Raw genomic sequence first — 24194 nt, forward strand, 5'->3', positions numbered from 1 at the left:
TGTACATTCGGTGCGGCAGAAGGGCAGTGCCTTGCCGGTTTGACGGAGCTTGCGAAGTGAAGGTGTGGGTGGAGCTCACTTGAACACCACGGTAGTGCTGGTCAACGTCCTTGTTGTGGCGTCTGTTGCGGTGTCGTTGAGTTCAGGGCCGCATGTGGGGGAGCGGAATTCGAAGAGGGTAGGGTCTCTGAGCCGCTGGAGTGGACCGGCAGTCGTGCTTGCCGTAGTGACAGGGATGATTTTCCTGAATCAGGTGTTGTTTACCATCTATGTCGTGCGGGTGCACAGCAGTGATGTGTCATTCATTGCTCGGTATTTTCCCGAGGGGTGGTTCGCGCTCGCGGACGGTAACCCGGTGCTGCAGTGGCTGGCGGTGCACTTCCCTTTCCCCGAGCTTCTCGCGCCTTCCGTGTTGCGGGTGCAGGCCTTTCTGGAACTGCCCTTCGTGATCTTCGCGTTCCTCGTGGTGCTGCGATGGCTCGACCCCCGCCTGTACCGCAGGACGGCCCAGTCCTCCCTGGCGTGGGCGGCATCGGCCTCGTACACCGCGGCGTTCTGCGCGGTGGAGTGGGATCTCCGTAATCCTTACACGGTCGATGACATCATCATCAGGGTGATCGCGGCGCTGGTGACGCCCCTCTTTGCCGCCCGGCTGGCGGACCGGGAGCGAGCGGAGAGTGGTCAGCGGCTCTCTGTCGTCCAACTGCTCCTTTTCTTTGTGTCTCTGGGGGCCTTGGGGTATCTGGTCCTCACGGTCTATGAGACCGCTCTGCTCTACAACCTGGGCAAGCTGGGGGACAGTTGGCCTGGAGCGGTTATCGCGTTGGGTGTGCTGGCCGCTGCCCGGCTGGCGGCGGGGAGGGTGAGGAAGCCGGCGAGGGCGGGCACTGCGGTGGCTGTGGTCGGTTACGGTCTGCGGCGGTGGCTCGCCCTGTTCTTCGTACCTGCTCTTGCGATCCGGTACGGCGTCACCTTCGGCACGCCGGTGCTGGCGGCTGGGGCCGGATGCCTGATCGCCGTGGTGGCCGTCATGCTCGCGGTTCGGGACGGGCGGAGGGAGGCTCTGCGGCACGGCGTGGCTCTGCGGCTGCCGCTGCTGGCGGCGCAGTTCGTGCTCGCCGTGGTGGCGGGGTCGGCCGCGGCGTACGCAGCTGTTCGGTTGCTCCCGGGCCGCAGCTACTACGAGGCTGGGCTGCTTCAGGGCGCTGTGGCGTTCCTGATCGTGGGGATTGGAGTCTGTGCGGCTACCGACGTATGGCTGCGTGGCAGGAGTCTCGCTGAACGTGATGGCGCAGTGGTCGGCACCGCATGAGGTGAAAGTGCTATACGAACAGGATTCATCTAAGGGCCTCGTGCACGGTTGACTAATAGCGCGTCGGTAACGCGATCCTCACCGAGCTCATCGCAGTGAACGCCGGTCAGTACGCCCTCGTCGGTATCGCCGCAGCCCCCTCATCGGCTACCGCCACCTCTCAGCCCCCGCCCCTGTGCTGCCGACGGCACCCGCCCGCCGGAGCTTACGGGGGGCCAGTCCTCAGTTCCCGTAGTAGAGGCGTTCCAGGTCGATGAGCTGGACTGTGGTGTCCGTATCGGCGATCCGGCGGAGTTCTTCGGTGAAGCCCGCGCCGCTGAAGCACAGCAATCGAGCGCTCTGCGCCCGGATGTCGCCGCGTTTGCGGAGCAGCTCGCGGATGTGTTGGAGGCGTTGCAGGTGGCCGACGCCCATTTTCTCCTGCCACTTTGCTTCGCCAATGGCGAGCAGGTGTTCCCGGTCGCCGTCATCGCGGCCGAAGACTGCGACATCGACTTCGTGGTTCGTCTTCGCCGCTGCGTCGTTGATGGTCCCGGCGGCAACGCGCGAGGGGTAGCCGCCGCAGGTCTCGGGGGACGCGTACCAGCGGGCCCACTGTCTGCACATGGTCTCGAAGTGTGGTCCGGCGACTTTACTCAGGAAGGCCGGACGGGTGCGGTGCCAGATGGAGTGCGCGCGACCGGGCCGTTCCAGGTCGCCCCAGGCGGGACGCATCACGGCGTGGTAGAAGGTGACCAGTGGTTCGGCGATGCGGTAGGCGGAGCGGTTCTTGCGGAACGCATCGGTCTCATGGCTGACCATGCCGACGTCTTCGAGGACACCGAGCGGGTGGGCCAGGTCAGTGGACTTGCGGGCGAGGTAGTTCGCGATGCCGCTGCGGGTGGCATTGCCGTCGGCGATAGCCGCCAGCACGGAGTGATAGAGCGCGGTGTCGCGTAGGTCGGGTTCTTCGGCCAACAGGTAGCGGGCTTCCCGGAAGAGCGGGCGGCCGGGGTTGAGGACCGCGCGTACGACCCAGTCGTCGAAGTCGTCCGGGCCCTGAGGGGTATCGCCCTGAGTGAACTCACGTCGGTAGGCGGGGGTTCCGCCCACGATCGCGTTGGTGAGCGCTGCGGTATGAAGGTCCGTGATGCCCCAGAACTCTGCCGCGAGGCGGAAGTCGAGGGTGGGAACGATCAGGTCGAGACCGGCCCGTCCGCGCAGCGGGGCGTTGCCGGCCAGCAGTTTCCCCATGAAGGACAGGGCGGAGCCGCACAGCAGCAGACGCACAGGGGTGTTGGTGTGCTGGGCTGCCGGGTCGAGGGCGCGCTGAATCAGTGAGGGCAGTGCGGGAGTGGTCCGCGCGAGGAAGGGGAACTCGTCGATAACGACGGTGGTCGGTCCATCCACGGCGATGCGCATGAGCCGGGAAATGGCCTCGTCCCAGTGGGTGAAACGGAAGGGGATCGGCTCCTCGAGGTGAGCCGCGAGGGCGGCACCGAACTGTCGCAGCGCATCGGCCTCGGTGGTCTCGGTCGCGGTGAACAAGAACCCGCCGGTGGCCCGCGTAAGGGCGTCCAGGAGGAACGTCTTGCCCTGGCGGCGTCGTCCGGATACGACGCCAAGTGTGGCCTGGGGTGCCTCGTACGTCGCGAAACGGGTCAGCTCCGACCATTCGAAGTCGCGGTCGAACATTTCCGTTGGCTTGGCCACCGCCATCGCCACCATCACCACCTTAGATAGGTGCGCTTATTATAACTGTACCTATCCATTTTCGCCTGTATGGACTCGGCTATGGTCCCTGCGAACCGGGTGATTCCTCCGGGATGCGGGGTCCGGCCAGGCAGGGCTGTTGGTGGCAGAGCTGCTCAACGGCGGATTCGTAGCGCTCCTGCCAGAAGAGCAGGCTCACCAGGATGTGGCGTACTCGCGGGATCGGTGGGTCCTGCGGGTAGCGGAGGCCCATGTTGACTCCTCGCGCCTGACTCGCCTTGCGTCCTCAGCAGATGCGAAGCCGGTAAAAGAAGCGGGCCGGAGCGCGGAGCGCTAACACACCAATTCCGGGAACGAGGCCCGGTCGAGAGGTTTCTAACGCCCAACTCTGGGAGGGGTTGCGCGGATGAGTGATGCCGTGATGTGAGGAGCGGCACGTCTGGGAGGCGTGATGCTCTCGTGCCGGCAGCCGCTGGGGAAATGAGGGCCGGCTGACGTTTCCGCGACTCCAGAGGTTCTGTTGTGGGTCTCCGGCCGAGGGGTGGGACGCGTGGGCGAGAGAAGCCTGCGGGACGCCCGTAGCAGATGTTGTCAGGGCCTACCCCGTTGTTCGGGCAACAGCCCGTTACCGCAGTCGAGTTGGCCCCTGAGGAGGGATCGAGCATGGCGGGAATACGTCCGGGACGGGTGCGCGCGGTAGGGCTTTGTCTGGTGGCAGGGCTGCTGGTGGGGTGCAGCAGCGGGAACGTGTCGTACTGGGAGTCGTCCCCGGTGGTAGGCGATGCCGTTGGTGAGTGGGTGCCCAAGAAGCCGCCGCGGCCGCCCGGGGAGCGCACTGCGGAGGAGGCGTTCTCTCTGCTCAGAGAGTCGGACTCGATGCGGCTGTCGATCTCGATGAACGCACCGCGGATGCGGGCGCGGTTCTCGCTGCACGCCGACCGGGACGGCAACTGCGCGGGCACCTTCGACATGGGTCGGATGCAGCGGGGGGACGTGATCAGGGTCGCCGGTGAGGACACGATCTATGTGCGCTACACCGACGAAGCGCTCGCGGAGTGGCGCAAAGAGGCCGCCCGGCGCGGGCCCGAGGTCAGCGCGCGGGCGAACAAGCGCACGGCACTGGCGCGCGGCAAGTATCTGAAGATGCCAGCGGATTCCGGAGCCTCGCAGGGCCAGTGCGACCTTGACAAGGCGCTGTCGTCCGTACCCCGGGACGGTAAGGGGGCCCGGCAACGGCCTGTCGTCGAGCGGAACGGCGAGCGGGTCATCCCGGTGCGCGGCCCCGAGGGTGACGAGGACCTGACGATGTACGTGGCCGCCGAGGGCAAGCCGTACATCCAGTTCATGGAGGGCGAGTACAAGGGTGCCGAGATGAAGATTGAGTTCTCGCAGTATGGCAAGCCCGTGCGCGCCGTGGCGCCCCCGGCATCCCAGGTCCTCGAGATCCAGGTGGGCAACGGCGGGCTGCTCGACGCCTGAGGCCTGCCTGTTTCGCGCAACCTCCTGACATTCCCTTCCGCTCAGTCTTGTTGATTGACGGTGACCCAGATCTGCTGACAGCCAGTGGCGACGGCTAGATTCGTGAAAGCAGGTCGGCATCCGGGGATTCGAGCTCGGTAATGCAGCGGCCCCCTTGGTTCTGTCCGAGGGTGGACCAGGACTTGCTTCCTGGACCATCCGACGGCCAGGCGTCGTCGAGGCTAAGAGTTGACCTGCCAGCGCCGACCGCGCCACTTAGGCGGCCCTCCGGCTGCTTCGCCCGGCCCGAGGTCAGACGCATGATCGAGGATCTCGGCCATGACTGCGACTGCTAACCGACTACGCGGGACCGTTGCCGACAGCCTGCCCTGCCGCCAGGCCAGCGTACGGTCCCCAGAGCGCGACCGGCCCCACACCGGGCAGAAGCCCCGGAGTGGGGCGGGTGCCCGTATCATGAGCCGGAGCAGGGAGTGACCGGCGTCAGCGGGGAGGTTCTCATCATGAGCGCAGCAGAACCCGAACATCCAATCTATCCGCCATTCCGGCCGCGGCTTACAGCCGAGGAACTGCTGGCCGCGAAGAACACGCAGCCGATCAAGTCCTTGGAGGACCTGAAGGCAGACACCTTCGAATCCGACGAGGAACTTGAGGAATTTCTCGCCTTCACCTACGCCGAACGTCGGCGCGACGTCGCCTGAAACGACTGCCATGCAACCCGTAGTCCTCGACACCGACGTCGCCTCGCTCGCCCACAAGGGCAAGCTTTCTGGCCCGCTGGCCACTCGCCTGATCGGCCGCAAGCCGCTGATCAGCTTCGTCACCTTCGGCGAGCTCACACAGTGGATGGAAATTCGTGACTGGGGCAATCGTCGCCGCCAGGAGCTCGCCGACTGGCTCTCCGGTATCCCTGTCCTGCCCGGTGACGAAGCTGTCGCCGCAACCTGGGGCAAGCTGTCCGCCGCTGGGAGGAAGGCCGGGCGGCCACAGCCGACGAACGACATGTGGGTCGCTGCCTGCTGCCTTGCCTACGACCTCCCGCTGGCTACCTTGAACCTCAAGGACTACGCCTACTTTAAGGACCACTACGACCTCCGCATCCTCGGCGAGGAATAGCCCAACGGGCATGGTTCGGTGGCGGCATCACTGATGCAACGATCGCGGATTCCGGCAGATAGGCACTAACGCCGGTTTGTTGTCGAATACAGACCTGACTGCGAAATTTCCTTCAGTAATGCGTATACCATCGCGTAGTCGGCGGGGCCATGTGGATCCAGACGTCAATATGGTGGCGGCACGCGGTGTTCGCCTATTTCTCCTGTATCATCCAGCGCACGTACCAGATGGTACGCCGGGCAAAGAATGGGCATGGAATGAACATCCGCTTCAGATTCGTCGCGCTGGTTTTCCCTTTTTCTTTTTCGCTGATCGCCTGCTCCACGCAAGAGAACCAAGCGGATCCAGCTGAGTCGAAAATCCCCGAAGTGAAGAAAGAGCAAATATCGGAGCCGAAGACTCCAGAAGACTTTCTTGACCGCGCTGAAGAGGCGATGGGAGGAGAGAAGGGCTGGATGTTCAGGGTGAAGGGAAACGAGGGTCTCGTCCTGCAAGGGCAAGAGAACACGGCTTCCTACAAAGCCACGGTAAAACGAACCCAGGAGCCTGAAGCCTTTCATTCACAAGGGACCATCACCACCAGCAAAGGAAAAAACAAGCCGGAAGAGATCTTTGTGATCGGCGGCACAGCTTACATCAGAGAAGGAGGCGAAGGCTGGAAACAAAGCCCCCTCTCCGATCCAGAGACGAAGAACAAAGTAGAAGACCCAGTGATGGCCATCGAAGCCTTCCGTCAGTACCTGAAGGGATCGGCGGATGATGTCACCTTGGCGAAGAGAGACGGGGAGGTTCAACTCCAAGTCGGCGTTTCTTCAAAGAAGTTGCCGGAGGTCCAGGATAGGGCCTTCGTAGAGAAGGCGGTGCGGGAAATGGAACCCACCTTGGAGCAACTCAAAAAGGCCGGGGTTCCGGTAAATAAAACGCAGCTCACGCTGTCCCGGCTGGAAGAGACACTAGTCTTGGATGCCAAAACGCACCAGATAAAAACCCACCAGCTAAAAATTAGCTTTCTCATCCCCTATGGGGGTCAGAGCATTACTTACAAGCAGGACGTAAAAGAGGAGATGCAGGGCGTATTTGACGGGGCTATCAAGCTTCCCGCAGGCGTGAATTGACAACATAGGGAGACATGGCACCCCTATTTGTCCTCGCAGCGTTGACTGTTGCCGTTGTCCTGCTCCGGCCCGCAATGGGTCGCTGGCACATTCCGGCGGGTCCCGCTTGGGAGGCCGCCTGTGCGCCGACCAACATCCCGCCTGGTGGCCGTCCCGGCTTCCCGTTGGGTGGTCGACCTCGCAGGCGGTGGCACTCAACTCCCCGTGACTGCTCGGACATCTCGTTCTACCTCGAACCCTCTCCGTAAGGCCCGGACCCGGACACCGCTCCGGGAGGGGTGTCGTCGCAGGTCGGGCCGGATCCGGGATGGCCGGGGACCGGTGGGGCCGGGCCAGGTCCCGGTGGGCCGGGGGCCGGTGGGTCGGGGGGCTTAGGTAAGGACTGGGGGACAGGACCTCCCATCCCACCCACCCTCCGCAAGTCGTCACTCGGACGGGTGACTTGGGGGCGAACGTGGCTTTGAGGGTGTTACGTTCGGCGACGACAACACCACACAAGTACGGCCCCAAGCCGGGATTGCCGTCCCGGGCAAGGGGCCTGACCGATCAGGAAGAAGAGAGCTTCCCGATGGCTGTAGCCCAGGTTAACGTGCCTGCCTCCGGAGTGATCCACGTCCGGTCGCGGCTGACCGAGAAATTTACGATCCTGGCCAACCGGCTGGCCCAGCGCCCCGGCAGCGCGGTGACCGTCGGCGTCGCCGTGTACCTCATGTCCGTTCAGGACGGGCGGCCTGTCACCATCGAGGCGCTGTGCGACCACTTCGACGAGGGGGAGACCCGGATCTCCCGGGCGTTGAACGAGTTGGAGGCCGAGGGCTGGCTGGAGCGCCGGATCGAGCGGGGCGAGCAGGGTCGGCTGCGTACGCGAACGTTCGTCTACGACGACCCAGCCGCCCCTGCGGGAGCGGGAGCCGGGGCTGAACCGGAGGCTCCGCCCGTGCCCGAGCCGCAACCCACGCCCGAGCCGCAACCCACGCTCGAGTGCGAGCCGGAGCCCCAGCGGGACCCCGATCCGGAGCCGGAGAGCGAAACGCAGCCCGACCCCGAGCCCAAGCGGGCCAGTCAGCCAGCCATCGGGGTCCTGGCCGCTCTGCGCACGCACGACCCCCGGCTCAGCCTCTCCCAGCGGGAGATCGACCAGCTCGGCCCGGACGTCGACGCCTGGTTCGACCGTGGCGCCTGGCCCACCGAGATCATCGACGCCCTCGTCACCGGCCTGCCCGATCATTTCAAGGGCGGCCGTCCGGTCGGCCTGCTCGCCTACCGCCTGCGCACCCTCATCCCACCCCAGGGCCCGGCCCCCTTCGCACCCAGCCGCACATCACTCCCCGTCCTCCTCCAGGAATGCCCCGGCTGCGACCGGCCCTTCCGCTCCCCCACACCTGGCTACTGCCGCGATTGCCGGGGCGACGGCATCGCGAATTAGCCGCGCACGTATCCGGAGGCACCGCCATGCCGTACACCGTCATTAATGACAGCCACTGGTGGGTCCAGGACCCCGAATCGAAGTTCTACAACCAGATGCACACCGAGGAGGGCGCGGACTTCCCGCTGACCGAAGAGGGCGAGCGGGGCAGCGAGCACCTCATCAACTACCCGACTCAGTACGCCAAGGCGCTTGTCATCAACTTCAACCGGTGGCCAGCCGTCCCCGGCCGCGGCGCCGGCATCTTCCTGCACGTCAACGGGCGGGGCGCCACCGCAGGCTGTGTCTCGGTCCCACGCGCGACGATGGACCGGATCATGAGCTGGATCAAACCGGGCAGCAAGCCCAGGATCGCCATCGACTGAACCGGGTCTGCCGGGATCCGGCAGCACACCCCGGTGTGTATGGCCGGGCCTGGATCGGGGCGCTCCGCCAGGGTGACGGGACGCTGCCTACGCTGCTGATCGGGTACCGGCTGTCGCTGATGCGGAGGCGAGGACGAGGAAGCTGCTCATGCCGTAGAAGAGGGCCGGACCTGCGGCAAAGATGCGGTTCTGGTCTTTGTGCGCCTGGTGGAATTCGTCCCGGGTGAGCGGCACTCGCTCGCTCTGCCTCGTGTCATTGTTCCAGCGCGTGTAGTAGTAGCCGTCTTCGTCGGCGTGCGCATCCTGGGCATCGCTGGCCGCGGTCGCGATGCCCAGGACCGCCAAGCAGAGGATGAGCCCATAGGTGAACTTCATTACGCGTGGCAGGAGCCCCACGTACCTGACGAGCCGTCCGGCGTTTTCGGGGCCCATCAGCACAGCCCCAACCCCAGAAATGAGGGTGCGGATGAGGGCGGAAGCGAAGACCGGGAAGACGAGGATGAACAAGCCGATCACGAGCCCCGACGGTACGACCGGCTCGCCGGGCAGCCATGTCGCGCACACGAGCAGCAGTTCCGCACCGCAGAGAGCCAATGCCAGGACGAAGTGCACTCTGTAGCTGCCCTGCAGCTCCGGCATACCGGTACCCCCACTCGCGAGATGTTGTCAGCGCACCCTAGCGGGGCGGCTTCCTCGCGTTCCTCGTACCGGTGCGGTGATGGCGGTGAGCGTGTCCGCTGCGATCTTGCAGTGTGGACGGCGGGTGGCGAAGGCGGCGATGCGGTGGCGATGTGTGTGGACTATGGGCGCAGGTGGGCTAGGAGACCATCCCCAGCTGGGTAAGGGCGCTCCTCGGGGAGCAGCCCGGCTGCGGCGTCCAGCTCGCCGTGGCGTACCAAGGTGTGGATCTCATGGGCGAGGGCCGTCACGTCGGTGATGGTGACCGTCCACTCGTCCGCGTAGCGGCGTGCCGCCTCGCCGGAAAGGCCGAGCTGGATTGACCGGTGAGGCAGCGGCCGCAGGTGCAGGTCACGCTCGGGGTCCCACTGCACCCGGGCCGGGGCGCGCTTCAACTCTCGTTGCCAGGCGGCACGGTCGGGGTGCAGGCCGTGTGCGTAGTGCGACAGGCATGCGTGGCGCAGTGCCCACTCGAACCCTTCTCGGGTGATCTCCACTGCCAGGACGGTCTGCTGGTCCTCTTTTGTGGCCCAGCCGCAGCGGTACATCATCCACAGGAATGACGGTTTGATCCAGGTCATCCGGTCTCGCTTCCAGGCGGCCGGGAAGCGGCCGTCGCGCGCTGCGGGAAGGCCGATGTGCGGGTCGTACGCCTGGTAGACGGTGACCGTGGATGTCGTGTGGAGGGCACGGACGTTGTGCTTCTGTTCTTCCATGGCCGCCAGGCTGACCCAGGAGCCGTGGGCAAACCATTGATTTATGGCGTACCCGTCTGCTGTAGGTGGGCGGGGCGGGATCCGCTCTCGAGCCCGCAGCGCCGCCTTCGGACCGCTACGAGCCGCTGTAGAGGCGGTTCAGGTCGACGAGGCTTACCTCGCCGCGGTCGGCGGCGGCGTGGAGGTCCGGGGTGAAGCCCACGCCGCTGTAGCAGGCGGGGGTGGCGTGGCTCGTGTCCACGCCCTTGGCGGACAGCAGGTTCAGGATGTGGCGGAGGCGTTCGAGGTGGGGCAGGTCCATGACCTTGTGCCATTTCGCTTCGCCGACGGAGAGCAGGATGCCCTGGTCCTGGTCGATGGCACCGTGGACGACGACATCGAGTTCGTGGCTGGTGCGGGCCTCGGGGTCGGCGACTGTCCCTGAAGCGACTTGGATCGGCATGCCGCCGAACGTGGCCGGGTCCGCGTGCCATTCCACCCACTCGCGGCACAGCTGCTCGAAGTGCGGGCCCACGACTTTGCTGAGGAAGGTGGCCTGGCTGCGTTCCCAGACTTCGGCGGCGCCGCGCCTGCGGCTGAGCAGGGCGGACTCGGGGCGTACGACCGCGTGGTGGAAGGCGATCAGTGGCTCGGCGACGCGGTACGTGGTGCGGTTCTTGCGGAAGGCGTCCGGCTCGGCGGTGAGGAGGCCGCAGCTCTTCAGGACCGTGAGGGGGAGGGAGATGTCGGTGGCCTTGCGGCCTACGGTGCTGGCGATGCCCCCGCTGGTGTGGTTGCCGGTGGCCACTGCGGACAGGACGGAGTGGTACAGGGAGCGGTCACGGAGGTCCGGCTCGGCTGCCAGCAGGAACAGGGCCTCGCCGTAGATGGGGCGGGCGGGGTTGAGCACGGTCCGGCAGACCCAGGCGTCGAAGTCGTCCGGCCCTTCGGGTACGTCGTCGTCGGCGAACTCCTGGCGGTACGCGGGGGTACCACCCACGATCGCATGGGTGAGGACGGCCAGCCGTGGATCGTCGATGCCCCAGAACTCGGCCGCTTCCCGGTAGCCGAGGGAGTGCACGACAAGGTCGAGTCCGGCCCGGCCATAAAGGGGTGATGTCCCGGACAGCAGCCCGCCCATGAACGACATCGCGCTGCCGCACAGCAGGATGCGCGGGTGCCGCCGCAGATGGCGGCCGGATCGCACGCCGATGGCCGCCTGTAGCTGTGAGGGCAGAGCGGGTGCGTTCCGTACGAGGTAGGGGAACTCGTCGATCACTACGGGGACAGGGCGGTCCGCCGCCAGATCGAAGAGCAGTTCCAGTGCCTCCTCCCAGCTCGCCGGCCGATGGGGGACGGCGGCACCCGTGTAGCGGGCGACCGCGTCGCCGAGCAACTGCAGTGATTCGGCTGCTGAGGCTTCGACGGCCGCGTAGTAGAACCCGCCGGTGGCCTCGGCAAGCGCCTGGAGCAGGAAGCTCTTTCCCTGACGACGCCGCCCCGAGATGACCCCCAGACGTGGCCCGGCGCCCGCACCCGTCGCGAAGGCCGTCAGCTCGCTCCACTCCCACTCCCGGTCGAACATGTCCGACGGTTTGGGCAGGTCCTGCGCTGCGGGCCGAGCCATACGACCTCCCGGTCTCTTAGAGGTGTACTTCTAAGAAGTACACCTCTAAGAACGAGCCCGCATGTCCCGGGACACGGGCGTGATGACCTGATGGTCAGCTCCACCAGGGACGTCGGTGGCGACGTACGGATCGAGTCCCGTCGGGTCCTGGTCTACCTTGGGGGCGACCGCAGTGACTTCGTCACTGCGGTAAGAACCTCGCTGATCTGCAGGCCGCCCGGTGGGAGTGTTGAGGACGGTGAATGGGATGCGGTTTTCGCGCAGTTGAGGGGGCGACCCCGGTGGTGGGGGATGGCATGTCCGCGACTAATCTGGCGTTGTCCTCGGCGCGGTTCCGCGCCCTACTCAGAGCTCTTGGGGGCGCTTGCTGTGCTCAGATATCTGCCGTTCCTCCTCATCCTGGTGTTGTGGCTTTATGCCTTTATCGACTGCGTACTCACGCCGGAGGAGGAGGTCCGGCATCTGCCGAAGGTGGTCTGGGTCATCATCGTGCTGCTCTTCGGTCAGGTGCTCATCGGTCCCATCGCCTGGCTCGCGGTGGGTAAGGAGCGCCGTGGGTCCGTGGGGAAGAAGGGCAGCACTCCGTCGGAGTGGCACCGTAACTACGGCCCCACGCCAGTGCCTCCGGACGACAACCCGGACTTCCTCAAGTCGCTCCGCGAGGAGAACAAGAAGGACGAGAGGCTGCTCAAGGACTGGGAAGCGGATCTGCGCCGTCGCGAGGAGCGGCTTCGTCGTGATGATGACGGGACGGAGGAGGGTAAGTCCTCCCAGAGTTGAGGCTGTTTGTCGCTGGTGAGGGGCGGGGCCGTTGGCTCCGCCCCTCGTGGCGGTTATGCCCCCGGGTGGGGGTGCGGCCGTGAAGGAGCAGGTAGAGGGTGTGCAGGGACTCTGGGGATGTGAACCGGTTGGCGGTCTTGACGTGAGAGAAATGTGCAAGAGGTGGGGCCGGAGGGGCCCAGGGGTCCGCGATCCCGGACAAGCGAAGACGGCCGGGGTCGCCACCCCCCACAGGAGAGACCCCGGCCGTCGTCGAGTACGGACTGCACAGGCAGGTCCGTACTCCACTCAGCGCCAGGAGCCCACAATGTGTTACGCCGCAGCTACGAGCTAGGCTGCAAGTACACCTGCACGTACAGATGCAAGTACATCTACTGGCCGGTCCGGCATGGACGTGGGTGCACCCTAGGCCGTACGGTTCTGCTCTGCATCGATAATGGTCGAAGGTTGAACAGGATGGCGCGCCCGGCCAGGGGCGTGATCGGGCCACCACGTCGCGAGGTAGGGCAGGACGACAGCGTGCAGGGGGACGACGCGGAGCTGACCGCGGCAGTGCGTTCGGCGCAGAAGGGGGACGAGTCCGCCTTCCGCACCGTCTATCGCGCTGTCCATCCCCGGCTGCTCGGCTATGTACGGACTCTGGTTCCCGATGCCGACGCCGAGGACGTCGCCTCTGAGGCCTGGCTCCAGATCGCCCGCGACCTCGGCCGCTTCTCCGGCGACGCCGACCGGTTCCGGGGCTGGGCGGCACGGATCGCCCGCAACCGTGCCCTGGATCACATCCGTGCCCGGGGCCGCCGTCCGGCCAGCGGCGGGGACGAGAGCGAGCTGACCGGGATGCCCGATGGCGCCGATACTGCCGATGAGGCGCTGGAGGCGCTGGGCACCGGACGCACCATGGCCTTGATCTCCCAGCTGCCCCGCGACCAGGCCGAGGCGGTGGTCCTCCGGGTGGTCGTCGGGCTGGACGCCAAGAGCGCGGCACAGGTGCTGGGCAAGCGGGCGGGCGCTGTCCGCACCGCGGCGCACCGTGGACTGCGGAAGCTCGCGGAGCTACTGGACGGCCATGACGAGGCCGATGGGGCGGATGGGACCATTCCTGATCAGCGGCAGGACCAATCTTGTGGTGTGACGGAAAAGGCCGCGCGGACGCTGAGGGAAACGTGATGGCCGACGACCGGTATAGCTGGCTGGATGAGGAGGCCGCGGAGCGGCTGCTGCGCGGGCAGCCGGTCGATGCCGCAGCGGCGGAGTACGCCGGACGACTCGCGGAAGCCCTCGAAAACATCGCGGTGACCTGCCCCTCGAAGAGTGAGCTCCCCGGCGAGGCCGCCGCGCTGGTCGCCTTCCGGGACGCCCGCAGCCAGATAGTGCACAGCGGTGGTCTGGAGCCGCGTTCCGGGCGGGGCCTACGCGCGTTGCGGCTGTCCGGCCGCCCGCTGCGGGCGGGGCTCGCTGTGGCACTGGTGGGCTGCACGATCGGCGGGGTCGCGGTGGCCGCCACGACCGGTGCGCTGCCTTCGCCGTTCGGCGGCGGTGGCGGCGCGAAGCCCGCGTCGAGCACGGCGTTGCCGGACGGGCCGAGAAACGGTACGCCGCAGTCCGCCCCCCATGGGCCGAGCGCTTCTGCCGGGCAGCACGGCGGACATACGCACCCGGACGGTGATCCGGACTCGGACAAGAAATCCGCGGGCTCTGGTCAGTCCGCCGACGGTGACAACCGTGATGCGGCCGGTGCGGACCGCGATGAGGACGGCAAGCAGCCCGGTGCCGCTGGTAAGAACGGTAAGCCGCTGGTTTCCGGGAAGCCTGACAAGGCCGTGCTGGCCGCCCTGTGCAAGGCGTATGCGAACGGCAAGATCGACGAGAGCGAGCGCAGACGCCTGGAAGAGGCGGCGGGCGGCTCCACCAAGGTGCACGGCTTCTGCCAGCAGCACGGTGGTGGTTCGGGAAACTCGCGGAGCTCGGGGAGCTCGGGTAACACCGGCGACTCGGGCGGCTCCAAGGGCGAGAACAAAGGCGAGAAGAAGCGCGAGAACAAAGGCGGCGGCGAGCGCGGTGACGCCCGCGGCGGCGAGAGCGGCGGCGACAGGCAGGCTCGCTCCGACCGGGCACATGGCAACGGCGGCCGCCCAGGCGGTGGCGACGCTGGCCGCCCCGCCGCTGGCGGCCAGGGTGCCCGGCACGGTGGTGGTCAGGGCCGTACGTACCGTGGTGACGCCAGCGCCGGTCAGCGCGGCGGCCCCAAGAGTGCCGCCAAGAGCGCTGACAAGGGCGGCCCCAGGAGGGCATCTGCCAGTGACCCTGCCAGCGCGCCGGGCGCGAGCCCGGAGCCCACAACCCCCGCGCCCGGCTCGGAAAAAACTCCGCGCTCCAAGGTGTGACACTTTTTGCGGGCCCGGCGCAGTAAAGAGTGAGCCGACTGGTCATCGGCGAGCGCGCCACCCGAGGTTCCCCCCGTACCTACGGGGTCGCGCGACGGCGCGGGCGGGATACGTTCCCCCGATTCCGCCCGCGCCCTTTCTTCTCTCCCCCTGACCGGGGAGGGCTCAGCTGTAGACGATGACCTTGTCGCCCGGCTTCACCGCGTTGAAGACCTGGGCGATTTTCTCTTTCTGCCGGACATTGACGCAGCCGTGCGAGGCCCCGTTGTAGCCGGTCGCCGCGAAGTCCGCGGAGTAGTGCACCGCCTGGCCGCCGCTGAAGAACATCGCGTAGGGCATCGGGGTGTCGTAGAGAGTCGAGTGATGGTGTCGGCTCTTGAAGTCAACCTTGAAGGTGCCCTCCCGGGTCGGGGTGTACTGCGAGCCGAAGCGCACATCCATCGCCGAGATGACCTTGCCGTCAACCATCCACGCCAGCGTCCGGCTCTCCTTGCTGATACACAGCACCCGGCCGGACAGACAGCGCGGATCGGGATTGCCGACCGGGAAGCTCGTCTGTGGGTACAGCTGTTCGCGCGTCGGCTCGCTGGTCTGCTTCCGCAGCGCTGCCCAGGTGGCCTCGGTGACCGTCCCCGTCTGTGCCAGGCCCTGCCTCTTCTGCAGCGCCTGTACGGCAGCCGCCGTGAACGACCCGTAGTAGCCCGTGGCATTGCGGTTGAACAGCCCCAGTTGCTGAAGCCGTGCCTGCACCTCCCGCACCGCCTCGCCCTCGCTGCCGTTGGTCAGCAGCGGGACGTTCTTCATACCGGGCGTCGGTGCTGGCCTCGGTGGCGTCGGCGCTGGTGCCGACCGCTCCGTCTGCGCTGGTCGCGCTGTGAGAGGTGTCTGTGGTGGCGGCTGTGTCCGCCGCTGCGTTGGTGCCGGTGTCGGCGGCGGTGCCGGCATCGGGCTGGCCGGGCTGGTGCTCGCGGACAGAGCCGTTCCGTCCTTGCCGTATGCCCCGTTGTCCGCCGCCCGCGCGTTGCATCCCACGGTCAGCGCCAGCGCGGCGAGCCCCGCCAGCGTCCCCAGTGTCCGACTGCGTCTGTTCGGAATCCCCGTCATTCCAGCTCCCCCTGCATCCCCGCTCTCTCGGCCAGGCAGACGCCCTGTGCCCCCTATCGGTTCCCTGACCCGCCGGTCGATACTCGCCCGTAACCCTTGTGGGCAACGTCGCGCTACAGTCCGCAGCGAAGGGGCGCAGCAACGGCGCGCAGAGCATGGGCGCAGCGCATGGGCGAGGCGAAACGGGAGGCGGACCGCCATGGCACGCGTATCGGAGTCCGGGCAGCCGATCGAGCCGGTCTACGGGCCGGACGCGCTGACCGGCTGGGACCCGGCCGAGAAGCTGGGTGAGCCCGGCTCGTACCCCTTCACCCGCGGTGTCTACCCCTCCATGTATACCGGCCGTCCCTGGACGATGCGGCAGTACGCGGGATTTGGCACCGCCACCGAGTCCAATGCCCGCTACCGGCAGCTGATTGAGCACGGCACCATGGGCCTGTCGGTCGCCTTCGACCTGCCCACCCAGATGGGCCATGACTCGGACGCGCCGATCGCCCATGGCGAGGTCGGCAAGGTCGGGGTCGCCATCGACTCCATTGAGGACATGCGGGTGCTGTTCGGCGGGATTCCGCTTGACCAGGTGTCCACCTCGATGACGATCAACGCCCCCGCCGCGCTGCTTCTCCTGCTCTACCAACTCGTCGCTGAGGAGCAGGGCATTCCGTCCGGAAAGCTCACCGGCACCATCCAGAACGATGTGCTCAAGGAGTACATCGCCCGTGGCACCTATATCTTTCCGCCCAAGCCGAGCCTGCGGCTGACCGCGGATATCTTCCGGTACTGCAAGGCCGAGATTCCCAAGTGGAACACCATCTCGATTTCCGGCTACCACATGGCCGAGGCCGGGGCGACGCCCGCGCAGGAAATCGCCTTCACCCTCACCGACGGTATGGAATACGTCCGTACGGCGATCGCAGCCGGTATGGACGTGGATGACTTCGCGCCCCGGCTCTCCTTCTTCTTTGTCGCCCGTACGACATTCCTGGAGGAAGTGGCCAAGTTCCGGGCGGCCCGCCGGATCTGGGCCCGCCTCATGCGGGAGGAATTTGGCGCGCGCGATCCCAAGTCGCTGATGCTGCGCTTCCACACCCAGACCGCGGGGGTGCAGCTGACCGCACAGCAGCCCGAGGTGAACCTGGTGCGCGTCGCCATCCAGGGCCTGGGAGCGGTGCTGGGCGGTACCCAGTCGCTGCACACCAACGCCTATGACGAGGCCATCGCCCTGCCCACCGACAAGTCCGCCCGGCTGGCGCTGCGTACCCAGCAGGTGCTGGCCCATGAGACAGACGTCACCGCGACCGTCGACCCCTTCGCGGGCTCCTACGCCATCGAGTCCATGACCGATGACGTCGAGCGGGCCGCCCTCGACCTCATCCAGCGGATCGAGGAGCGAGGCGGCGCGGTCAACGCGATCGAACAGGGCTTCCAGAAGGGCGAGATCGAACGAAGCGCCTACCGCGTCGCCCAGGAGACGGAGGCGGGCGAGCGGGTCGTCGTCGGCGTCAACCGCTTCCAGCTCGCCGAGGAGGAGCCGTATCACCCCCTGCGGGTCGACCCGGCCATTGAGCGGCAACAGGCCGAACGGCTCGCCAGGCTGCGCGCCCAGCGTGACCAGGCGGCGGTGGACGCCGCACTCGCCGAGCTCACGAAGGCCGCGCAGGGCACCGGCAATGTCCTCTATCCCATGAAGAGAGCCCTCAAGGCCAGGGCGACGGTCGGCGAGGTATGCGACACCCTGCGCGAGATCTGGGGCGCCTATGTCCCGGTGGACGCGCTGTGACCGGGCAGGGGACCGGGCGGACAGGGCTCGCGGAGCAGGCGCGGGCACTGGCCGCCGGTGAGGTCACCGCCCGCGAACTCGTCGACGAGGCCCTGGCCCGTATCTCCGCCAGCCAGCCCACGCTCAACGCCTTCAAGGTCCTGCGCACCGAAACGGCACCCGCCGAAGCGGCCGCCGCCGACCGGCGGCTGGCGGCGGGGGAGCGGCTGCCGCTGTTAGGAGTGCCGGTCGCGGTCAAGGACGACACCGATATCGCCGGTGAGCCGACCGCGTTCGGCTGCCCCGGTGACTTCCCGGTCAAGACGGCGGACGCCGAGGCCGTACGGCGACTTCGGGCGGCCGGTGCGGTCATTGTCGGCAAGACCAACAGCCCGGAGCTGGGCCAGTGGCCCTTCACCGAGGGCCCGGCCTTCGGCGCCACCCGCAACCCCTGGCATACGGGCCACACCCCCGGCGGTTCCTCGGGCGGCTCCGCGGCCGCCGTCGCCGCCGGTCTGGTCCCGGCCGCGCTGGGCTCGGACGGCGCCGGTTCGGTCCGTATCCCCGCGGCGTGGTGCCATCTGGTCGGTATCAAGCCGCAGCGCGGCCGGATATCCACCTGGCCGGACCCGGAGGCCTTCAACGGCATCACCTGCCACGGCCCGCTGGCCCGTACCGTCGCCGACGCCGCGCTGCTGTTGGATGTGGCCGACGGCAATGTGGACGGCGACCTGCACAGGCCGCCACCCATCGAGGCGCTGGCCGCCGCGTCCCGCGACCCCGGCAGGCTCCGGATCGCGCTCTCCACCCGGATGGCCTTCACGGCCACCCCGAAGCAGCTCGACCCCCTCGTACGCGCCGCCGTCACCGCCCTCGCCGAACGCCTGGCGCGCCTGGGCCACGAGGTGGCGGAAGCCGACCCCCACTACGGCCCCATCGGCCTCACCTTCGTTCCCCGCGCCACGGCCGGCGTCCGGAGCTGGGCCCAACGCGCCCCCGACCAGGCGCTGCTGGACCCCCGTACGCGCGGCGCCGCCCGCACCGGCCGCCTGCTGGGCGGCCCCGTCCTCCGGCTGGCCCGGGCCGCCGAGGCCCCGCTGCACCGCCGCGTCGGCGCGATCTTCCGCCGTTATGACGTGGTCCTCGCCCCTACGACGGCCACCCCGCCACCCCGCATCGGCGCACTGGCCGGACTGTCCGGCTGGCAGACGGACCGCACGATGATCGCCCACTGTCCGTACGCCTGGCCCTGGAACGTCCTGGGCTGGCCGGGCATCAACATCCCGGCGGGCCGCACCCCGCAGAACCTGCCGCTGGGCGCACAACTCCTCGGCCCCGCGAACAGCGAACCCCTCCTCATCTCCCTCGCCGCTCAGCTGGAGGCCGACCAGCACTGGCAGCACCACTGGCCCCGGTGGGAATGAGTCTTCTCAGGATTTTCAGATTCTCAGAAGAAGCGTTGAACGCCTCCGATCCCGCCTGCGTACTGATGGCTGTAGGGAGACACCAAAGGGCAGTCCTTCGCCCCCTCGCCGCAGTGGATCTGTGCACAGCAGCACACTGCAACTGCCCGGCGGTGTCTCCCCTCTCTCTTGTCTGAGCGCTTGTCTGAGCGCTTGTTTGAACGGTTACTTCCGTCCCGTCCGCCGTCCCGTCCGCAGGGCGCGTGCCCTGCGGACCGTACGGCGGAGCGCGGGGCTGCGGGCCAGGAAGGAGAGCCGGGAGGGGAGGCCACCGGGCAGGCCCAGGGAGGCCAAACGGCGCTGGGTGAAGTATCGCCGGGTGCGTGGTGTGAGCTGAGCGGACAGATAGCGCTCGGCTGCCGCGCGGGACGCCGGGTGCACCGTGGGCTGCATACAGAAGGCGACGGCCCTGAGCAGACCGCCGAGCTGGGCGGGGTCCTCGTACAGGCGTGGCTCGCGCACTCCGGGCAGCAGCGCGTCCGCCACCGTCAGCGGTATCCGGTCACCGTTCTCATACGGTGTCAGCTCGCCCAGCAGCGGTTCGGTGCCGGTCCGGATGACCGGCAGGCCGTAGAGGCAGTGCGCGATCAGCAGGGCGGTGGTAGGCCGCCCGATGACCACCGGGGGACGTAGCCGCTCATAGAGCACTTCGGGCAGGGCAGCGGCCTGGTCCTCCTCCTCCGCCACCACCGTCAGCCTGACGCCGAGCTCCCCGGCTTCCTTCTTCAGCGCCGCTGAAGGGCCCGCCCGGAAGGCGACGATGTCCCGGTGCCCGAGTTCATACGCGGCCCGCAGCCCGGCACACTCCCCGATCACCAGGGCGGCACCCTCGCCCTCGCCCTCGCCCCCGGTCTGGACTCGGGACGCCTCCGGTGCCGCCAGCTCGCTCAGCACACCGCGGAACGCCTTGCCGGGGATGGGCTCGGGGGGCACGCCGAACTCGGTGAGAAGCAGCGGCTCAACTCCCGGCAGCAGATCCAGGTGGAGCAGCCGCCCGACGCGGGTCCCGGTGAACCCGTCGAGCTTGTGGGGAGTGGGACCGTAACCGGCCAGACCGGGCGCGTACACATCGACGGGCGCATCCGGGAAGAGCTGCGCGAGCGGCTGCGCGGGGGACTCGGTGATCAGCTCCACGGGGGTGTTCCCCAGCCCCCACAGCAGCCGCAGCTGCCGCTCCCACAGGGGGACGTCGCCCGGACGCGGCTCCCAGCCGCCCGGATGGAAGGGACGGATGGTCTCATTCCAGGACACCACCCGGTCAAATCGCCCGCGCAGCCGCGCAAACCCGGGCAGGGTGTCGAGGGCGGGGGAGGCCTCGGGGGTGGCGGCGTGGTGGGACACAACGAGGATCCGCTGGCCGGTGCTGGGGAAGAGCCCCGCGTCAAGCGCGGCGGCCAGGGTCGCGGCGGCGCGGAAGGTCGCGGCGGTGAAAAGCTGGGTGCTGGTCGGCGGCAGAGCCATCAGGCCGCCACCTCCGGGCGTCGGCGGAACCGGGAGAACCGGGAGAACCGGTCGCGTCGGTCGAGTCGGCGTAGCCGTGTGGCACGCTCCAGATCCATGGACCCCAGCGCCTCGCTCACCAGAGCCGAGGGCAGCCGTTGCAGCGCGGCGGCGCTCAGCTCCCGGGCCTTGCGGGCGATACGGGGCTCATAGCGGTCGTTCACCAGATGGTGATGGATGATCGCGCAGTAGGTACGGACCGCCTTGGGCAGCAGCGCGTCTGCCTCCCGGTCCCGGGCGGTCTCCTCGATCAGCAGATCGAACGCCCGGATGAAGTCGAGCTGCCGCTCATCGCCGATCTGCGTCAGGGACGAGGACACCCCTCGGCGGTAGAAGACGCCCAGCAGTCCGACCACGGCGAACGACGTGGCCTCACGGTGCAGCCGCCAGATCCATGGCCGCTCCTCCGCGGTCCGCAGACCGTTCCGGAAGTACAGCAGTCCGTCATCCAGCAGCCGGCGGTGGTAGATACCCGCCCAGGCGTAGGAGTAGTCAACGGATGTGGTGCGCCCCGCCGGGAGGATCGCGTCGCGCGGATCCAGTACCGCCCCGCGCCGCCCGTGCGGCGCCCGGGTCACCATGCGGGCGGGGCCGGTGCACCGCACATGGTCCGTACGCAGAAAATCGCAGCTCAGCTCCTCGATCGCGGCGACCAGATCCGGGTAGTAACCGGGGGCCAGCCAGTCATCGCCGTCCAGGAACGTGATGAATTCGCCCCGGGCCGCATCGAGTCCGGTATTGCGTGCGGCCGCGATTCCGCCATTCTGTGGGCGCCGCAGAAGTCTCGCGCCCGGGAGCTCCCGCGCGGCGCGTTCCAGGAGCCCCGTCGTCCCGTCCGTCGAACAGTCGTCGACCAGAATGAACTCATAGTCGTCCCGGGCATTCGCCCGCAGGCTGCGCAGTGCGTCCGGCGCATAGGGGTGCACGTTGTAGAACGGCACAATAATGGAGAGCTTAACCACACGGGGGACGGTAGATGGCCGTTCGGCATGCGGCTTTACTGATTTTCGGCACCTGAGTGAACTCCGCATGTCCCGGCGGTGAACTCCAATGCCTAATGGGCCGGTTGGTCATTCGTCGGTGCGCTGTTAACCGTATGTTGTGCTGGCGTTGGGCCGTGCAGCCACATGGCTTCCTAACGTCTGGGACGTGCCATCACGTACCACTCCGCGGATAGCGGTGCTCGCCGATTCCGACACCCGTTGGAAATGGGGCGCGCTCACCGCTCACCGCCTCGCCCCAGACGCTCAGAACGCCCGGATCGACGGGCTGTTGCTGCGTGGCCGGGCCACACCCACCGCCCGCCAGCTCGACGAGGTCGGAGTGCACGCCGCGTCCCTGCGCGAGGTCACGGCGGCCGAGTTCCTCACCGGGGCGGCGCCGTATGACGTGGTGGTGATCTCCTGCGTGGGCGGCACCGTCCAGGCGATGCTGCACGGTCTGGCGCATGAGTGGCGGGGCCGCACCCGCCGCCCGGTGGTTGTCACCGGATATGTCGGAGTGGTCTACGAAAAGCTTGCCGACGGGCTGCTGCTGCGCAATGGCGCGGATATGGTCCTGGCCAACTCCCGCTATGACGCCGAACGTTTCCGCGAGGTCTACGCGGGCGTCGGCGCCAGCACCGCCCCCGTCGTCGAATGCGCGCTCCCCTTCCTGGGCGGAACGCCGTACGCGTCCTCCGGCGACCGGCCCCACACGGTCACCTTCGCCGTCCAGCCCTCGGTCCCCGCGAGCCGGGCCGACCGGCTCTACCTGCTGCGCCGGGCCGCCGCGCACGCCCATGCGTTCCCTGACCGCGAGGTGCTGATCAAGCTCCGCAGCAAGCCCGGCGAGCAGACCACGCATATCGAGGAGCAGCCGTACCAGAAGCTCGCCGAGCGGCTGCCCGGCGGACTGCCGGACAACTGCCAGCTCGTCTACGGACATATGGGCGACGTCCTCGACCGTACCGACCTGCTGGTCACGGTGAGCTCCACCGCGGCCCTGGAGTCACTGCACCGCGCCATCCCCACCGCCATCCTCACCGACCTCGGCATCCGCGAAGCCCTCGGCAACCACCACTTTCTGGGCTCCGGCTGCCTCACCTCCTGGGACCGGCTCGACGAGGGCCATCTCCCGATGGCCGACCCGGAGTGGACGGCCCGTCAGGGTGTCGCCACCCACGGACCGTATGAAGCCGCCTTCGACACCGCCCGTAAGCGGCTCGCCGAGCTGCTGAGCCGGGACGAACTCCCGCCCATCGCCCCCTACTACACCCCGGTCACCGCCCCCGGCTATCTCCCCGGTGTGCTCGCCCGCCATGGCCTGGGCCCGGACGGCGCGCCCCGCGCGGGCTCCCCGGCCGAGTCCGCATCCGGCCTGCGCCGGGCCGCCCGTGGCGCCGTACGCAAGGTGGCCCGCGGCGCCTACCGGCACGGGGTGCAGCGCGTGGCCCCCGTCATCCGCCGTATGGGGCAGCTGTGACCCCCATCACCCCCGTCATCCAAGGAGCCGCTGTGGCCCCCACCGTCCTCGCCGTGATCCCCGCCCGGGGCGGCTCCAAGGGCGTACCCGCCAAGAACCTCGCCCCGGTCGGCGGTGTCCCGCTGGTCGCCCGCGCGGTACGGGAGTGCCTGGGCGCCCGGCACATCACCGATGTCGCCGTCTCCACCGATGACACCGCCATCGCCGCCGCGGCCCGGGGCGCGGGCGCCGAGGTCATCGAGCGGCCCGCCGACATCGCGGGCGACACCGCCACCAGCGAGGCGGCCGTGCTGCACGCCATGGACGCGCATGAGGCGACGCACGGCAAGCCGGTGGACGTGGTGCTGCTCGTCCAGTGCACCAGCCCGTTCCTGGTCCGGGCGGATGTGGAGGGTGTCGCCGCGGCGGTCGCCGAAGGGGGCGCCGACAGCGCGCTGACGGTGGCGCCCTTCCACGGCTTCCTGTGGCGCGACGCCGAAGGCTCCGGGGCCGCAGGCTCCGGTGGGGGCCACGGCGTCAACCACGACAAGGCGTACCGGCCACGCCGCCAGGACCGCCCGGAGGACCTGCTGGAGACCGGCGCGGCCTATGCCATGGACGCCGCCGGTTTCCGCGCGGCCGGGCACCGCTTCTTCGGCCGCACCGAGCTCGTACGGACCGACCCGGCGCGGGTGCTGGAGGTCGACGACCCGCATGAGCTCGCCCGCGCCCGGGCTCTCGCGCCGCTGCTCGACCAGCACCGTCCGGGTGGCTTGCCCTCCCGCGACGACATCGACGCGGTCGTACTCGACTTCGACGGCACCCAGACCGACGACCGGGTGCTCGTCGACTCCGATGGACGGGAACTCGTCGCCGTACACCGCGGCGATGGCCTCGGTATCGCAGCACTCCGCCGTGCGGGGCTGAAGCTGCTGATCCTGTCCACGGAACAGAATCCGGTCGTCGCCGCACGGGCCCGCAAGCTGGCGCTCCCCGTGCTGCACGGCATCGACCGGAAGGACCTCGCCCTCAAGCAGTGGTGCGAGGAGCAGGGCATCGCGCCGGAGCGCGTGCTCTACGTCGGAAACGACGTCAACGACCTGCCGTGCTTCGGCCTGGTCGGCTGGCCGGTCGCGGTGGCCAGCGCACATGACGTCGTACGCGGCACAGCCCGCGCGGTCACCTCCACCCCCGGAGGCGCCGGCGCCATCCGCGAGATCGCCTCGTGGATTCTCGGTCCCTCTCTCTAACGCTCTAATG

The 24194-nt window shown here is 68.1% G+C and carries 22 protein-coding genes; 14 read left to right on the forward strand and 8 right to left on the reverse strand.

Features of this window, described 5'->3' with window-relative positions; all coding sequences use genetic code 11:
* The first annotated feature begins 79 nt into the window (after positions 1-79).
* Positions 80-1312, forward strand: coding sequence for a hypothetical protein (locus test1122_RS17035; protein WP_232270024.1), 1233 nt, complete (start codon positions 80-82; stop codon positions 1310-1312).
* 222 nt (positions 1313-1534) lie between these two features.
* Here test1122_RS17035 and test1122_RS17040 read toward each other — a convergent pair whose 3' ends face one another.
* On the reverse strand, positions 1535-2986 hold the full coding sequence (locus test1122_RS17040) for an AAA family ATPase (protein ID WP_422397081.1): 1452 nt from the start codon (positions 2984-2986) through the stop codon (positions 1535-1537).
* Positions 2987-3083: 97 nt separating this feature from the next.
* The gene (locus test1122_RS17045; protein ID WP_232270025.1) at positions 3084-3257 is read right to left on the reverse strand and encodes a hypothetical protein; all 174 of its coding nucleotides are present in this window, start codon (positions 3255-3257) and stop codon (positions 3084-3086) included.
* Between the two features lie 410 nt (positions 3258-3667).
* Between test1122_RS17045 and test1122_RS17050 the strand changes: the two genes are divergently transcribed.
* The 6 genes from test1122_RS17050 to test1122_RS17075 all read left to right on the forward strand — a co-directional run bounded on the left by test1122_RS17050 (position 3668) and on the right by test1122_RS17075 (position 8502).
* On the forward strand, positions 3668-4483 hold the full coding sequence (locus test1122_RS17050) for a hypothetical protein (protein WP_232270026.1): 816 nt from the start codon (positions 3668-3670) through the stop codon (positions 4481-4483).
* A 500-nt stretch (positions 4484-4983) separates the two neighbouring features.
* Positions 4984-5181, forward strand: coding sequence for a hypothetical protein (locus test1122_RS17055; protein ID WP_232270027.1), 198 nt, complete (start codon positions 4984-4986; stop codon positions 5179-5181).
* A 10-nt stretch (positions 5182-5191) separates the two neighbouring features.
* Positions 5192-5596: a type II toxin-antitoxin system VapC family toxin gene (locus tag test1122_RS17060; protein WP_232270028.1), complete on the forward strand. Its 405-nt coding sequence runs from the start codon at positions 5192-5194 to the stop codon at positions 5594-5596.
* A 185-nt stretch (positions 5597-5781) separates the two neighbouring features.
* Positions 5782-6711, forward strand: coding sequence for a DUF6612 family protein (locus test1122_RS17065; RefSeq protein ID WP_232270029.1), 930 nt, complete (start codon positions 5782-5784; stop codon positions 6709-6711).
* Between the two features lie 568 nt (positions 6712-7279).
* On the forward strand, positions 7280-8137 hold the full coding sequence (locus test1122_RS17070) for a hypothetical protein (RefSeq protein ID WP_232270030.1): 858 nt from the start codon (positions 7280-7282) through the stop codon (positions 8135-8137).
* A gap of 26 nt (positions 8138-8163) precedes the next feature.
* Entirely contained in the window at positions 8164-8502 is a 339-nt protein-coding gene (locus test1122_RS17075) for a L,D-transpeptidase family protein (RefSeq protein ID WP_232270031.1), read from the forward strand.
* An 87-nt stretch (positions 8503-8589) separates the two neighbouring features.
* Here test1122_RS17075 and test1122_RS17080 read toward each other — a convergent pair whose 3' ends face one another.
* The 3 genes from test1122_RS17080 to test1122_RS17090 all read right to left on the reverse strand — a co-directional run bounded on the left by test1122_RS17080 (position 8590) and on the right by test1122_RS17090 (position 11502).
* Positions 8590-9141: a hypothetical protein gene (locus tag test1122_RS17080; protein ID WP_232270032.1), complete on the reverse strand. Its 552-nt coding sequence runs from the start codon at positions 9139-9141 to the stop codon at positions 8590-8592.
* A 161-nt stretch (positions 9142-9302) separates the two neighbouring features.
* Positions 9303-9896 (reverse strand): DUF4291 domain-containing protein, encoded by a 594-nt coding sequence (locus tag test1122_RS17085; RefSeq protein ID WP_232270033.1) that lies wholly within the window; start codon positions 9894-9896, stop codon positions 9303-9305.
* 115 nt (positions 9897-10011) lie between these two features.
* Positions 10012-11502 carry an AAA family ATPase gene (locus tag test1122_RS17090; protein ID WP_232270034.1) on the reverse strand — a complete coding sequence of 497 codons (1491 nt, stop codon included), beginning with the start codon at positions 11500-11502 and terminating at the stop codon, positions 10012-10014.
* A gap of 369 nt (positions 11503-11871) precedes the next feature.
* Here test1122_RS17090 and test1122_RS17095 point away from each other — a divergent pair, with 369 nt between their 5' ends.
* From test1122_RS17095 to test1122_RS17105, 3 genes are all read left to right on the forward strand, one after another.
* A complete protein-coding gene (locus test1122_RS17095) occupies positions 11872-12282 on the forward strand; it encodes a PLD nuclease N-terminal domain-containing protein (protein ID WP_232271944.1) in 411 nt (136 codons plus the stop codon).
* A 519-nt stretch (positions 12283-12801) separates the two neighbouring features.
* The gene (locus tag test1122_RS17100; RefSeq protein ID WP_232271945.1) at positions 12802-13449 is read left to right on the forward strand and encodes an RNA polymerase sigma factor; all 648 of its coding nucleotides are present in this window, start codon (positions 12802-12804) and stop codon (positions 13447-13449) included.
* Positions 13449-14666: a hypothetical protein gene (locus tag test1122_RS17105; protein ID WP_232270035.1), complete on the forward strand. Its 1218-nt coding sequence runs from the start codon at positions 13449-13451 to the stop codon at positions 14664-14666. Before test1122_RS17100 ends, test1122_RS17105 begins: the two co-directional genes overlap by 1 nt.
* A gap of 165 nt (positions 14667-14831) precedes the next feature.
* Here the strand turns inward: test1122_RS17105 and test1122_RS17110 are convergent, their stop codons facing one another.
* Positions 14832-15470, reverse strand: coding sequence for a L,D-transpeptidase family protein (locus test1122_RS17110; RefSeq protein WP_422396996.1), 639 nt, complete (start codon positions 15468-15470; stop codon positions 14832-14834).
* A gap of 499 nt (positions 15471-15969) precedes the next feature.
* On the opposite strand from test1122_RS17110, the gene test1122_RS17115 reads away from it, so the two are divergent.
* A complete protein-coding gene (locus test1122_RS17115; RefSeq protein WP_232270036.1) occupies positions 15970-17550 on the forward strand; it encodes an acyl-CoA mutase large subunit family protein in 1581 nt (526 codons plus the stop codon).
* A complete protein-coding gene (locus tag test1122_RS17120) occupies positions 17496-18953 on the forward strand; it encodes an amidase (protein WP_422396997.1) in 1458 nt (485 codons plus the stop codon). Before test1122_RS17115 ends, test1122_RS17120 begins: the two co-directional genes overlap by 55 nt.
* Before the next feature lie 204 nt (positions 18954-19157).
* Here the strand turns inward: test1122_RS17120 and test1122_RS17125 are convergent, their stop codons facing one another.
* Both test1122_RS17125 and test1122_RS17130 read right to left on the reverse strand, forming a co-directional pair.
* The gene (locus tag test1122_RS17125; protein ID WP_232270038.1) at positions 19158-20453 is read right to left on the reverse strand and encodes a hypothetical protein; all 1296 of its coding nucleotides are present in this window, start codon (positions 20451-20453) and stop codon (positions 19158-19160) included.
* Positions 20453-21454, reverse strand: a complete 1002-nt coding sequence (locus tag test1122_RS17130) for a glycosyltransferase family 2 protein (RefSeq protein WP_232270039.1) — start codon at positions 21452-21454, stop codon at positions 20453-20455. The genes test1122_RS17125 and test1122_RS17130 overlap by 1 nt, the downstream gene beginning before the upstream one ends.
* Positions 21455-21641: 187 nt before the next feature.
* Between test1122_RS17130 and test1122_RS17135 the strand changes: the two genes are divergently transcribed.
* Both test1122_RS17135 and test1122_RS17140 read left to right on the forward strand, forming a co-directional pair.
* A complete protein-coding gene (locus test1122_RS17135; RefSeq protein ID WP_232270040.1) occupies positions 21642-22955 on the forward strand; it encodes a DUF6716 putative glycosyltransferase in 1314 nt (437 codons plus the stop codon).
* Between the two features lie 32 nt (positions 22956-22987).
* Positions 22988-24184 carry an acylneuraminate cytidylyltransferase gene (locus test1122_RS17140; RefSeq protein ID WP_232270041.1) on the forward strand — a complete coding sequence of 399 codons (1197 nt, stop codon included), beginning with the start codon at positions 22988-22990 and terminating at the stop codon, positions 24182-24184.
* Positions 24185-24194 lie beyond the last annotated feature (10 nt).

Source organism: Streptomyces gobiensis, assembly GCF_021216675.1.
Taxonomy (GTDB): Bacteria; Actinomycetota; Actinomycetes; order Streptomycetales; family Streptomycetaceae; genus Streptomyces; species Streptomyces gobiensis.

Bases quoted from the DNA above. Each gene is read 5' to 3' on its own strand.
- test1122_RS17080 (WP_232270032.1), bottom strand. From the start codon at position 9,141: ATGCCGGAGCTGCAGGGCAGCTACAGAGTGCACTTCGTCCTGGCATTG.
- test1122_RS17115 (WP_232270036.1), top strand. From the start codon at position 15,970: ATGGCACGCGTATCGGAGTCCGGGCAGCCGATCGAGCCGGTCTACGGG.
- test1122_RS17050 (WP_232270026.1), top strand. From the start codon at position 3,668: ATGGCGGGAATACGTCCGGGACGGGTGCGCGCGGTAGGGCTTTGTCTG.
- test1122_RS17075 (WP_232270031.1), top strand. From the start codon at position 8,164: ATGCCGTACACCGTCATTAATGACAGCCACTGGTGGGTCCAGGACCCC.
- test1122_RS17040 (WP_422397081.1), bottom strand. From the start codon at position 2,986: ATGTTCGACCGCGACTTCGAATGGTCGGAGCTGACCCGTTTCGCGACG.
- test1122_RS17070 (WP_232270030.1), top strand. From the start codon at position 7,280: ATGGCTGTAGCCCAGGTTAACGTGCCTGCCTCCGGAGTGATCCACGTC.
- test1122_RS17125 (WP_232270038.1), bottom strand. From the start codon at position 20,453: ATGGCTCTGCCGCCGACCAGCACCCAGCTTTTCACCGCCGCGACCTTC.
- test1122_RS17060 (WP_232270028.1), top strand. From the start codon at position 5,192: ATGCAACCCGTAGTCCTCGACACCGACGTCGCCTCGCTCGCCCACAAG.
- test1122_RS17090 (WP_232270034.1), bottom strand. From the start codon at position 11,502: ATGGCTCGGCCCGCAGCGCAGGACCTGCCCAAACCGTCGGACATGTTC.
- test1122_RS17120 (WP_422396997.1), top strand. From the start codon at position 17,496: ATGCGACACCCTGCGCGAGATCTGGGGCGCCTATGTCCCGGTGGACGC.
- test1122_RS17105 (WP_232270035.1), top strand. From the start codon at position 13,449: ATGGCCGACGACCGGTATAGCTGGCTGGATGAGGAGGCCGCGGAGCGG.
- test1122_RS17055 (WP_232270027.1), top strand. From the start codon at position 4,984: ATGAGCGCAGCAGAACCCGAACATCCAATCTATCCGCCATTCCGGCCG.
- test1122_RS17045 (WP_232270025.1), bottom strand. From the start codon at position 3,257: ATGGGCCTCCGCTACCCGCAGGACCCACCGATCCCGCGAGTACGCCAC.
- test1122_RS17110 (WP_422396996.1), bottom strand. From the start codon at position 15,470: ATGAAGAACGTCCCGCTGCTGACCAACGGCAGCGAGGGCGAGGCGGTG.
- test1122_RS17085 (WP_232270033.1), bottom strand. From the start codon at position 9,896: ATGGAAGAACAGAAGCACAACGTCCGTGCCCTCCACACGACATCCACG.